The sequence below is a fragment of the Bartonella sp. CL63NXGY genome (assembly GCF_042194905.1).
Lineage (GTDB): Bacteria > Pseudomonadota > Alphaproteobacteria > Rhizobiales > Rhizobiaceae > Bartonella.
On record NZ_JBHINK010000001.1, the window covers coordinates 42,354 to 54,743 of the forward strand.

The 12,390-nt window shown below is 38.0% G+C and carries 9 protein-coding genes; all 9 read right to left on the bottom strand.

All coding sequences use genetic code 11. The annotated features are described in order from the left end of the window. Positions 1 to 1,511: 1,511 nt before the first annotated feature. The 9 genes from gpsA to dnaA all read right to left on the bottom strand — a co-directional run bounded on the left by gpsA (position 1,512) and on the right by dnaA (position 12,165). The gene (gene gpsA, locus ACFIK0_RS00155) at positions 1,512 to 2,519 is read right to left on the bottom strand and encodes an NAD(P)H-dependent glycerol-3-phosphate dehydrogenase (protein ID WP_375663310.1); all 1,008 of its coding nucleotides are present in this window, start codon (positions 2,517 to 2,519) and stop codon (positions 1,512 to 1,514) included. Positions 2,520 to 2,917: 398 nt separating this feature from the next. After that, the gene (gene cyoD / locus ACFIK0_RS00160; RefSeq protein WP_375663311.1) at positions 2,918 to 3,766 is read right to left on the bottom strand and encodes a cytochrome o ubiquinol oxidase subunit IV; all 849 of its coding nucleotides are present in this window, start codon (positions 3,764 to 3,766) and stop codon (positions 2,918 to 2,920) included. Continuing rightward, positions 3,766 to 4,434 (bottom strand): cytochrome (ubi)quinol oxidase subunit III, encoded by a 669-nt coding sequence (locus tag ACFIK0_RS00165; RefSeq protein WP_375654271.1) that lies wholly within the window; start codon positions 4,432 to 4,434, stop codon positions 3,766 to 3,768. The genes cyoD and ACFIK0_RS00165 overlap by 1 nt, the downstream gene beginning before the upstream one ends. Beyond that, on the bottom strand, positions 4,431 to 6,449 hold the full coding sequence (cyoB, locus tag ACFIK0_RS00170) for a cytochrome o ubiquinol oxidase subunit I (protein ID WP_273790278.1): 2,019 nt from the start codon (positions 6,447 to 6,449) through the stop codon (positions 4,431 to 4,433). Before cyoB ends, ACFIK0_RS00165 begins: the two co-directional genes overlap by 4 nt. A 76-nt stretch (positions 6,450 to 6,525) precedes the next feature. After that, on the bottom strand, positions 6,526 to 7,497 hold the full coding sequence (cyoA, locus tag ACFIK0_RS00175) for a ubiquinol oxidase subunit II (RefSeq protein WP_273790277.1): 972 nt from the start codon (positions 7,495 to 7,497) through the stop codon (positions 6,526 to 6,528). A 130-nt stretch (positions 7,498 to 7,627) separates the two neighbouring features. Further along, positions 7,628 to 8,080: a type II 3-dehydroquinate dehydratase gene (aroQ, locus tag ACFIK0_RS00180; RefSeq protein ID WP_375630506.1), complete on the bottom strand. Its 453-nt coding sequence runs from the start codon at positions 8,078 to 8,080 to the stop codon at positions 7,628 to 7,630. Between the two features lie 54 nt (positions 8,081 to 8,134). After that, complete coding sequence (gene recF, locus ACFIK0_RS00185; RefSeq protein ID WP_375663312.1) at positions 8,135 to 9,265, bottom strand: DNA replication/repair protein RecF; 1,131 nt, start codon at positions 9,263 to 9,265, stop codon at positions 8,135 to 8,137. A 20-nt stretch (positions 9,266 to 9,285) separates the two neighbouring features. Beyond that, on the bottom strand, positions 9,286 to 10,407 hold the full coding sequence (gene dnaN / locus ACFIK0_RS00190; RefSeq protein WP_273790274.1) for a DNA polymerase III subunit beta: 1,122 nt from the start codon (positions 10,405 to 10,407) through the stop codon (positions 9,286 to 9,288). Positions 10,408 to 10,593: 186 nt separating this feature from the next. After that, on the bottom strand, positions 10,594 to 12,165 hold the full coding sequence (gene dnaA, locus ACFIK0_RS00195; RefSeq protein ID WP_273790273.1) for a chromosomal replication initiator protein DnaA: 1,572 nt from the start codon (positions 12,163 to 12,165) through the stop codon (positions 10,594 to 10,596). Positions 12,166 to 12,390: the final 225 nt, after the last annotated feature.

Consider the following 12,390-nt stretch of genomic DNA (forward strand, 5'->3'; position numbering starts at 1 on the left):
TCTAATTTAGGACGAATATGAAGGCGTAAAGAAATCAATCATTAATCTTACTATTATTCTTTAATGAGGCTTTACGATTTTAAAAGCATGTACATCAATGTTTTTTTAATAATGGAGGTTACGCTTTACCTCACACCTTTATTTTTCTTGTTCTTTAATGAAAGCATTTCTCTGATGTGTCAGGTAAAATAGAACACCCAAAAACACTATAGCTGTTTCTCCTTCATGCATTTTTTAAAGATATCTCTCAATGCACGCCATTCCATTTCACAATGGTACCTGTAGAACGTATAAAAAATCCCTGTGAAGTACATAAAATCCTTTTTTTACCACCATTTTAATGTTTATACAGATGACAAACCGACACCGTCATTTTACTTGCCATGTTCTAATATTGAAACAACCCTTGACACTTGAGATGATTCATTAGAAGTATCTTTAATAATTTTTATCCACATACTAACCCGCTTGTGACAAGCAAACACATATTTTTAATTAACTCAATACAAAAATAAAATGAATTATTTATATAAATCAATTTTTTATCTTTATAATCACATTATTTTTCAGTGTAAATGACAGCCACAAACAAGTACAATAATATTTTTTTCAATCTTAGACTTTCAAAGTTATAATTCCAAAAATCATTTCTTGCATATAAAAAACAGAATTGACATGTGAGAAAATAAAAGACTTAAATATTTCTACTGAACAGCTTCAAGTGCTTAGAGCTGTCTCAACATTGGGGGGTGTAATGATGCTCGGCTTCCTCCTTCATAAACGTAAAGATGGGGATGTGCACAATAGCTTTATCGTTACACTATTCACGGTTACCGTCGCGAAGTGGACTTGGAAGTTTTAAGAGAGGTCTCTTTAAAACAAGCGCGTGAATATACAACAGCTATCGTGTTTTTTTGGGCGTTCTATTTTACCTGACACATCAGAGAAATGCTTTCATTAAAAAATGAGAAAAATAAAGGTGTGAGATAATCTCCATTATTTAAAAGATATTGCTTTAGATAGCGTAAAACTGAATTTAAAAATGATTGTAGAAATGGGAACTGATTTTCAGCTTTAAAATTTCATCTTCTTCCCAAAACAGATTGTCTTCTTGTTTTAAAGAATTACAAAAACAGAGATACATAATATCCCTGCCCCGATATTCTTAACTTATACGTTACATAAATAAGATGCTTCTACCTAATGAGTCTTGTATTATTCTGTTTGCAAATATCATTGTGAGATGAATTTAAGAGACAATAGAAATATCTTGTTCATTACATTACATAAACATGTGTAAGTGGAAACGATAATTTATCTTCAAAGAGATAGCTCTTAGATAAAAGCAAAAACTTTCATATTTCAGCCATGTTTCATAAAGAATCGAATGATATGAATCTATAATTTGCTGGAATATGACTACCTTATACAACCATCAATAAAATCTATTTTATATGTCTATCATAGCATGTTTCTATTTTTTACGATTTGAATTATTAAAAAACAGGATATCATTGTATTTCGTCCTTGAGGGTGCGGCTTAGTAATGTATTTGCCGCTTCAGTTATGTTTTTACCACAATAGAGAATTTGATAAATTTGTTCTACAATGGGCATTTCTACCCCAATACGCTGCGCCAACGTATGTACTTCCTTGGTATTTAAGTATCCTTCCACAACCTGACCAATTTGTTTTTCCGCTTCTTTTATATCTATTCCTTTACCAAGAAGTATTCCAAAACGACGATTACGTGACTGATTATCAGTACATGTCAAAACCAGATCACCTAAGCCTGTCATTCCCATAAATGTGGAAAGCTCAGCACCCATAGCCCCCCCTAAACGACTGATTTCAGCTAGTCCTCGTGTGATAAGAGCTATTCGTGCATTTGCCCCAAAACCTATGCCATCTGATATTCCTGCACCAATAGCAATAACATTTTTGACTGCTCCCCCTAATTGAACACCAATCATATCTGAACTTTTATAAACTCTAAAACTTTTGTCACAATAAAAAAGTTGCTGCAATTCTTTACCAAACTCAACATCAGAAGCTGCTATCGTCATTGCAGTAGGCCAACCAATAGCTAGTTCTTGAGCAAAAGTTGGTCCAGAAAAAACAGCTAAAGGAATTTTTTCACCTAAAATCTCACGAGCAACCTCTTGTAAAAAACGTCCAGTACCATGTTCTAAACCTTTTGTAGCCCAAATAACACGTGAATACTGATCTAAATAAGGCTGAATATTACACAAAACTTGATGAAATACATGGCTTGGAACTGCGATTAATATATTGTGACTCGCCGTTATTGCAGTTTCAAGCGAAGCTTCAAGTAATAAATTGTCAGGAAATCGAATATCGGGTAAATATACTTGATTACAACGTTGTTCCTGTAATTCTTTGATATGTTGAGGACTATATCCCCAAAGTAAAACATTATGACCATTACGGGCAAGAGCTATCGCTAATGCAGTACCAAAAGAACCAGCACCAATAACTGTCATTGCAACGGTTTTCATTAAGTTTTCTGATTATTCTCTAAATTTTTGATTTCAATTGCATATTATTATTACAAATAACTTTAATGCTATCTTTAATATAAATTCTGTAAATCTAAAAACATTACTGCTTCGTGTTTTTTTATCTCACACAACATAAAAACTTGTTTCTCACATTCTCTTTCTTTGTAGTAAATTTTACAAACATCACTTTTTGTATATTCTACAAATAGCTATTTGTCTCAAAAATTAAAGCTTGACTAAATACCCCACGGACTTTCTCTTTTAAATTAAAAGTATATTCAAAATAATGATACTCATATCCACTGATATCTTGTATTTCTTCCCTTCTTTATATCCTACGAATTTCTTCTACGAGCTGATACATGCCGCATCAGCTCCATAGATATTTCTAACAACTACTCCACAGGAAACTGTGTATTTGGATCTTGATCCATGGGTATTTCTGAACCAGGCGCTTGATCTACAGGAGTTTGCGTACTTAGACCTTGCCCCATGGGTATTTCTGAACCAGGCGCTTGATCTACAGGAGTTTGTGTACTTAGACCTTGCCCCATGGGTATTTCTGAACCAGGTGCTTGATCTACAGGAGTTTGCGTACTTAGACCCTGCCCCATGGGTATTTCTGAACCAGGTGCTTGATCTACAGGAGTTTGTGTACTTAGATCCTGCCCCATGGGTACTTCTGAACCAGGTGCTTGATCTACAGGAGTTTGCGTACTTAGACCCTGCCCCATGGGCATTTCTGAACTAGCTTCTTGATCTACAGGAGTTTGCGTACTTAGATCCTGCCCAATGGGCATTTCTGAACCCTGTATCTTTTCTGGCTGTTTTCTTACGGATATATCTTTGCTTGATAACTGCTCAGACACTGAAGAATCATCTCTACTTGATATTTCCGGTTCAATAACACGTCCTGAACCACCCATCATATTATAATTTAAATGAGAAATAGCCCACCAAGTTCCCCCAATAATAACAAAAACGCAAATAGCAGCAAACCATAACGCGCTTAAATTCCACTTGGCGTCTGGACCAGAATTCAAGTGCAAAAAGAAAACAATTTGTACTATAATCTGAATAATCGCCATCCCAATAAGATACGCAACCTTTGTACTAACTGCCCAACTTTCCATCATTCCATACATCACAGGAACAAAAGAACCCAAAGTGAAAAATACAGCCAGAATAAAACCAACCAAATAGGAACCAGTACTGGGACCATGTGTTTCATTTTGCACGCTCATCACAACGCTCCTAATAGATAAACCATGGTGAAAACACCAATCCATACAATATCAAGTAAATGCCAAAAAATGGAAAGGCATGCTAAACGTGTTTTATTGTTCTGATCCAAACCATTACGACGAAGATGAAAAAACATCACAACCATCCAAAGAAGACCAACACTTACATGAAGTCCATGGGTGCCAACCAAAGCAAAAAATGCTGACCAATAAGCAGAGAGAATTTCCCGTCCAAAAAGCTGTAAACCTGTTGCAGGATCAATACCCGCATAAGCATTTGGATCGTAATAAAAAACCTCACTCAAAAGTTCATGAAATTCGTAAAGTTCCATACCAATGAAGCAACACCCCAATACAAAGGTAATAGCCATCCATAAACGCACACCACTGATGTTATTTTTATGTGCTTGTACCATTGCAAAGCCATAAGTGACGGATGAAAACAACAAGAAAGCAGTCTCAACCAAAACAAACTTTAAATCTATAAACTCATTACCCGCTTTACCACCGCCATAAGAAGCAGAAAATACAGCAAAACTTGAAAACAATGTCGAAAACAGGATTAAGTCTGAAAGAATATAGACCCAAAAACCAAACGTCATTACCGAGCTACTATCGTGGTGAAGTTCATCTATAGTACTCGCGTTATTCATTGTTACAGCACTCATACTGTCACTCCTTGTTCTTTAAGAACAGCCGTAAAGGCATCTTCAGTTTTTTGCACTTCTTCAGCTGGAATATAGTAACCATGATGATCACCTGTTAATGAATGACACACAAGCGTTGCAATAAAACCAACCAATCCAACCGCAACAAGCCACCAAATATGCCAAACAAGTGCAAAACCAACAACTAATGAGAAGAATCCTGCAATAATTCCAGCAGATGTATTTGATGGCATATGAATTTTTGTAAATCCACTTGTCGGCCGTTGATAACCACTTTTCTTCATATTCCAATAAGCGTCATCAGACTGTATCTTTGGAAGGAGGGCAAAATTATAGGAAGGAGGCGGTGAAGAGGTAAACCATTCAAGTGTACGTGCATCACCCCAAGAATCATTTAATGTTACCGGTAAGTGACCTTTATGCTTAATACCGTACCAAATCGCCAAAACAACCTGTAACACAAAACAAAGAATACCAAGTAAGATAATACAAGCACCTAATGCAGCAATAATAAACATCGGCTGCCAACTAGGTTCCATGTAATGCTGAAGACGACGCGTCGCCCCCATTAAACCAAGCGCATAAACGGGGAAAAAGGCAAGGTAAAAACCAATAAACCAACACCAAAAAGATGCAATACCTAGTATGCGATTTGGTTTATAACCAAAAACTTTTGGAAACCAAAATGCAATCCCCGCTAAGTACGCAAAAACCACACCTCCAATAATTGTATGATGGAAATGTGCTATCAAAAAGAGCGAATTATGAAACTGCCAATCAGCAGGGACAATAGATAATAAAACACCGGTTAATCCACCACCAACAAATGTAAAGATCATGCCCATGCACCAAAGCATTGGAGGCTCAAAGCGAATTCGACCTTTATACATCGTAAGCAACCAATTAAAGACTTTTACACCTGTTGGAACTGCGATGATCATTGTCGCAATACCAAAGAAAGTATTTACAGCTTCACCGCCACCCATTGTGAAAAAATGATGTCCCCAAACAAGAAGCGAAAGAATCAAAATAACCAACATGGCCCATACCATCGAAGTATAACCAAAGAGGCGCTTTGAAGAAAAAGTTGACACAACTTCAGAAACAATTCCAAAAGCAGGAACAACCAAAACATAAACCTCAGGATGACCAAAAACCCAAACATAGTTAATCCATACCATCGGATTTCCGCCACCAACATTAGAAAAGAAATTCATGCCCAAATAACGATCGCATGCCAAGAGTGCAAATGCTACAGCCAAGACAGGGTAAATAACTAAAATAAGAACATTGCTGACAAAAGCACTCCAACAGAAAATAGGCATTCTCATCATTGTCATTCCAGGAGCACGCATTTTAATCATCGTTGCAATAAAATTTACTGATCCCATTGTTGTTGCAATACCAGAAAGCTGAAGTGACCATAAATAATAATCTACCCCTGTATCTGGACTCGTTTGCAATTCTGTAAAAGGTGGGTACATCAGCCAACCACCACGACCAAAATTACCAACACCTAGGGATATGTTAATTAATATTGCCCCCGCAGCCGTAATCCAAAAACCTAGATTATTTGCAAAGGGAAAAGCAACATCACGCGCACCAATTTGAAGCGGTATAAGATAATTAAAAAGACCAAATAAAATAGGCGTGGCCATGAAAAAAATCATGATCGTACCATGCGCCGAAAAAATTTGATCAAAATGCTCAGGGGGCAAATAACCAGCTGTTTCACTCCCAAGAGCTAAAGCTTGATGCGTTCGCATCATAAGTGCGTCCGCAAAACCGCGAACAAGCATAATAATTCCAAGAACGATGTACATAATACCTATGCGTTTATGATCAACCGTTGTAATCCAATTTCGCCATAGAATTCCCCACCACCCAAGTGCTGTTAAAGCAATAACAGCAATTAAACCAACCAAAACAATCGCAATACATGTATACAAAACGATCGGTTCATGTGCAAGCGCATGAAAAGCACCTGCCGTAGGATCTGTAAGTCTTCCAAACATTTCTCAACCCATTTCAAATGAAATTCAAGTTTAAAAGAAACCTTTGTTAAAAGGGCTCTTTACTTTATTGACTCTGTTAAATAACATCAGGATCAAATACTGAACATAGTGCACCCCACAGCGTCTGAGCAGCAGCACGTTTCATTAAATCTTCATTACATACCGTCTTTTCATCGACACATCGATTAACAACACGATAGTAAAGCCGCTTCTCAACAGGTGCAAAATAACGAACTTCAGCATCTTTTTCCTTCGCAGCAATATCACCCATACGAGGCGCAATAGAAAGTTGACGATAAGATGCACGATCAAGTACTCGACCATTAGCCCGAGCTTTTACAATCCAATCCTCAAAATCCTGCAAAGACACAGAATGCCACTTAAACCGCATACTCGAAAAACCATCACCACTGTAATTTGCTGAGGCTCCTTTGAATACTCCTTGCTCTTCAGCGACCAAATGCAACTTAGCATTCATCTGCGGCATAGCGTAAAGAACTGTACCCAATTTGGGAACCCAAAAAGCATTGACAGAATTCTCTGACGTTAATTGCAATAAAACTTGACGTCCTTCAGGCGCATAAATCTCATTAATCGATGCAACACCATATTCAGGATAAATAAAAAGCCATTTCCAATCAAGAGCAACAGCATCAATCTGTAATGGCTTTCCTTCACCCACAACTTCCACTGGAAGAGGATTTGTAGGTTCAAGCTTATAGGTATAATAAGCTGTTAATGAACCTAAAACCATTACAATTACAACTGGAATACCCCACATCAATGCTTCAATTTTATTTGAATGCGCCCAATCAGGAGAATAGTCGGCTTTCATATTCGATGCACGATATTTTATAGCTAAAAATACCACACTCACCATAACTGGGATGACAATACAAAGCATCACCACCACACAAACAACGATCAAAATGAGCTGTTGACGTGCAACATAACCTGATGGCTGTATAACATCAATTTTACAACCAGACAAAAGCAGTGCTCCCCCTAAAATCACAAGCATTTCTAATTGTCTAACAAAGCTTTTCACCTTTATTTACCCCCGTCATACGCACTAAAAATTGTCATAAATATATACCTCACATTGTACAGATTTGAAAATAATTATCAAGAGAATTCAATGCCTATATTACTCTTATTAAACGCCTACTCTTTATCTATCACAATTTAATTGTTTTGCTTAATTGTTTTGCAATATACTCAAGTGCAAACCAATATCCATCACCTCCACACCCAGTTATGACAGCGTCTACACCTGCAGATGTATAAGAATGGTGACGAAAAGCTTCACGCTGATAAATATGAGATAAATGAACTTCTACTTTCGGCCCTGAAAACATTTTTAGGGCATCAAGAAGTGCAACAGATGTATGACTGTAAGCCGCTGGATTAATGATCAATCCAGAACTTGCCTCTATTGCTTCTTGTATCCATGCTACTAATTGCCCTTCACAGTTACTTTGATAAAAATTTATTATAATATCATTTTTTTTTGCCCATTCTCTGCATCTTTTTTCAATATCTTCTAGAGTTTCAGTTCCATAAATTTCTGGCTCACGTTGACCTAGAAAATTTAAATTAGGACCATTTAAAATTGTTATTATCTCTGACATAGCAAGCCTTTTCTTTCAGACCTATCACTTATTAAAAAAATATTTAGCATGTTTTTACGGCAATAAAGCTCCATCCCTAATCTCAAAGAATTCTGCGCGTCCTTTTAAGTCATCGAATAAAAGACGATCTGTTCCTGTCATAAATGTTTGTACAGCTAAATCATCAAGAATATCAAATAGAGCAGCACGTCGATGCGAATCAAGATGGGCAGCCATTTCATCAAGAAGAAGAATGGGAGATCTTTCCGATATCATACCTGTTAGACGTGCATGACACAAAACTAAACCTGTCAGCAGCGCTTTTTGTTCACCTGTTGAACAAGATGTTGCTGCTCTATTTTTATCAGCATAAAAAACCTGCAAATCTGCACGATGTGGTCCTTCTAACGTCCGACCAGCAGCACGATCCATTGCGCGATTATGCCGTAATCGATCACAAAATTGTTCTTCAACTTCAGTTGCTGATATTTCACTAAGAGCTGTTTCCAAAAAACCATCAATTTGCAAAAAAGCTCGTGGAAAAGGTATCTGTGATGGCATTTGCGTAAACATGTCATTTAAAAGACGAATAACATCAACACGCGCCGCAGAAATAGCTGTCGCCAGTTCTGCCATCTGCTTTTCTAAAGCATCAAACCAAGCACAATCTTCATTTCCATCTAAAAACAAACGATTACGTGCGCGCATAGCTCTATCATAATCGGCTATGCGGCGCCTATGCAAGGGATCAATCGCCAAAACCATACGATCCAAAAAACTACGGCGCTCAAGTGAAGGACCTGTAAAAAGACCATCCATAGACGGTGTTAGGACACTAATATGACAATAATCTGTTAGGCAATCACTCGACTCATTCACACCATTAATATGGACCTTTCGACTGTTATCGCTAACCTCGAAAGCTGTACCAATCTTTACTTCACCATAAAGAGCGCATTCAAGACGCGCAAATACAACAAATCCTCCACCACCATCTACAAAGCTAACGTCAGAATAAACAGCGCGCCGCAAACCACGGCCAGGAGAAAGAAAAGATAACGCCTCTAAAAGATTCGTCTTACCAGCACCATTATGGCCAGTAAAAACCACATGCTGACCAGAAAAATGAATATTGAAAAAAGAATAATTGCGATAACGTAAAAGCTTCAGCTGCCTCACTGCCACTTTGTGCACATGACTGGCCATACATTGCAAAACAACCGCCCCTAAACGCGAATAGGCATCAGTACATAGAGCACATCCACATCATCATTATCACGAATCAGAGCGGGTGCTCCAGCCTCAGCCAACATAAAAACCATCTCATCGCTTGAAAGCTGCCCAGCAATATCCAAAAGATAACGTGAATTAAACCCTATCTCAAGCGGTTCAGATGCATAAGTTACTGATAATTGATCTTCTGCACTGCCCGAATCTGGGCTATTAACAACAAGCCTTAACTGTCCATGCTCAATCGTTAATTTAACTGCACGCCCCCGATCACTTGAAATCGTTGAAACACGATCAACGGCAGAAGAAAAGTCCTGCCTATTAACAATTAATTCTTTATCATTTCCAAGAGGGATAACACGTTGATAATCTGGAAATGTTCCATCAATTAATTTTGATGTAAAAATCACAGAGCCTATAGAAAAACGAATTTTTGTCTCTGAAAGCTCTATACACACATCACTATCATTTTCTTCTGAAAGAAGTTTTTGCAATTCTCCTACAGCTTTACGGGGAACAATAACACCAGGCATTCCCTCAACTCCCGAAGGAGCTTCCATCTCAACTTGTGCCAAACGATGACCATCAGTTGCAACCAAACGCAATTTCAAAACATCATCATTAATAATATGGAAATAAATACCATTAAGATAATAACGGGTTTCTTCAGTAGAAATAGCAAATTGTGTACAATCAAGTAAATGTTTTAAGCCTGATGCCGATAAAGAAAAACGATAACCAAACTGCCCAGGAAGCGACTCTGGAAAGTCTGACTTCGGAAGACATTGAAGCTGAAAATGTGCACAACCCGAAACCACAGACATTGTACCTGCTTGATTCTCATCGACGGATAATACAACTTCATTGCTATCAGGAAGTTTTCGAATGATATCATAAAGCAAATGTGCTGGAACAGTTGTTGCTCCAGCTTGTTTAACATTAACTGCAAAAGATTCCATAACCTCTAAATCAAGGTCTGTTGCTTTTAACTGTACACGGCCATTTTCTGCATCAATCAACACATTCGATAAAATAGGAACAGTATTACGGCGCTCTACCACACGGTGAACCCGACCAAGAGACTTGAGAAATTGACTGCGATCAACTGTAATACGCATAAAAGCCCCGTATGATTTACTAAAAACTATAAGAATTCTTTAGACTTAAAGAATAGACCCTCTTTAAGAATCGCCTGCTAGAGTTTATTAAACCTCTCTTAAAATGGCAAGTCACTCCTGCATAAGAAAAAATAAATCTTTTCATTAAATTCTTTAAAGTCTCTCCAAGGAAAGAAACGATAAACACTATACAGCCTGTTCTCCAATCAACCGCTTAAGCAATTCAAGTTCCTTAGCCAAGGTCTGATCACCACAAACCAAATCTTCAATTTTACGCACAGCGTGTAAAACTGTTGTATGATCACGCCCACCAAAACGGCGCCCAATTTCTGGCAACGAGCGAGGAGTCAATACTTTTGCTAAATACATTGCAACTTGCCGTGGCTTCACAACCGTACGTGTTCGACGATTAGATAACAAGTCCTGTTTAGAAACATTATAATGGCGTGCTACCGTACGCTGAATTTCTTCAATCCGAATACGCTTAGGTTCACCAGGACGTGTCAAGTGACCTAATAACTCATCAATCCGCTCTAAAGATAAATCAGACTCAAAAGATTGACGAAACAAGAGCTGATTAAATGCACCTTCAATATCACGCCCCGACCCTAAAACCGTTTTCGCAATATATTCCAAGATATCATCAGAAATTGATACCATTCCATCATCTTGTTGTGCCACCTTCAACCGCTGGCGCAACATTTGCAAACGCATTTCATAATCTGGTGCTTCAATTTCAAGGGCCACCCCTCCCTGAAGACGAGAGCGAACGCGAAGATCAAGCGATTCTAATTCTGCTGGTGGACGATCTGCAGCGACAACAACCTGTTTTGCACTATCAAGCAACATATTAAGCAAATGGCAAAACTCGTGTTGTATCGACTTACCCTGTAAAAACTGCATATCATCAATAATTAAAAGGTCGATATCACGAAGCTGTTCTTTAAAAGAAAGAGCATCATTATCACGAATAGCTGTTGCAAAACGCCACATAAAATATTCAGCAGTTAAATAAATAACGCGCGCAGACGTTAAACGCTTCAATGCAGAAGCAGCAATCGCTTGAAGCAAATGTGTTTTTCCTAAGCCAACAGATGCGTGAATAAAAAGAGGATTAAAACGTAAAGCACTTTTATGCCCCTCCGCAATAGAACGCGCAGCAGCTAAAGCAACACGATTAGAAGCCCCCTCAACAAAACTTTCAAAAGTATAACGAGAATCAAGTGGAGATCCAAAAACTCCCGTTTGAGAACTCTTAACTGAATGCTCTGCGCAACTTTCAACAAAAGATGAAGTCGCCTGCTCCTCTAGTACAACAGAAGGAACACTTCTTTTACAAACGACATCTCTTGAAACGCGTTCCATACCGCGAACAATAACTTCAACACGAAGAATTGCTGAATTCTCTTGTTTCCATAAATGAGTCAAAAGAGAACCATAGTGATTATTAATCCATGAACGTAAAAAAGCAGTAGGAACAGAAAGCTTTACAAGAGTATGACTATATTCAGCAAGCTTCACGCGCCCAAACCAACTGGTATAAGCCTCAACACCAACCTGTACCTTTAATTGCGCCATAACACGTATAAAAGCCGCTGCACTTTCCTCCTCTGAAACAATAGAATGCCCTATAGGAGCACTTCTACAAACATTCTCATCACTCTCCGTCATCCTATTCTTTATTATGTTCTCTGCCGACAGGATATTTACCGAAACCCTTTTAAAGGAACTAGCTTTAGAGTTCAATTTATCCACCATCTTCCATCCTGATAAAAATAAAATTTTGTCCTGCCAAACAGCTAAAATAAATCTAGCGAAGGCAAAACGCCCTACCCCAAATAAGATTACTCACCCTCCCCTAGGATAGCCTCATCACAACCCCACTAACAAAGATGACCAATAAGATTTACTTGCACTCATGATATGACCCACCCTTCTAAAATGGTAAACATATCCATTAAGAAAACTAAAAAACCGTCAGAA

What these genes read in the sequence shown, in the direction of transcription:
- gpsA (WP_375663310.1), bottom strand. Translation starts at nt 2,519, where the DNA reads ATGAAAACCGTTGCAATGACAGTTATTGGTGCTGGTTCTTTTGGTACT.
- cyoD (WP_375663311.1), bottom strand. Translation starts at nt 3,766, where the DNA reads ATGAGCGTGCAAAATGAAACACATGGTCCCAGTACTGGTTCCTATTTG.
- ACFIK0_RS00165 (WP_375654271.1), bottom strand. Translation starts at nt 4,434, where the DNA reads ATGAGTGCTGTAACAATGAATAACGCGAGTACTATAGATGAACTTCAC.
- cyoB (WP_273790278.1), bottom strand. Translation starts at nt 6,449, where the DNA reads ATGTTTGGAAGACTTACAGATCCTACGGCAGGTGCTTTTCATGCGCTT.
- aroQ (WP_375630506.1), bottom strand. Translation starts at nt 8,080, where the DNA reads ATGTCAGAGATAATAACAATTTTAAATGGTCCTAATTTAAATTTTCTA.
- recF (WP_375663312.1), bottom strand. Translation starts at nt 9,265, where the DNA reads ATGGCCAGTCATGTGCACAAAGTGGCAGTGAGGCAGCTGAAGCTTTTA.
- dnaN (WP_273790274.1), bottom strand. Translation starts at nt 10,407, where the DNA reads ATGCGTATTACAGTTGATCGCAGTCAATTTCTCAAGTCTCTTGGTCGG.
- dnaA (WP_273790273.1), bottom strand. Translation starts at nt 12,165, where the DNA reads ATGGTGGATAAATTGAACTCTAAAGCTAGTTCCTTTAAAAGGGTTTCG.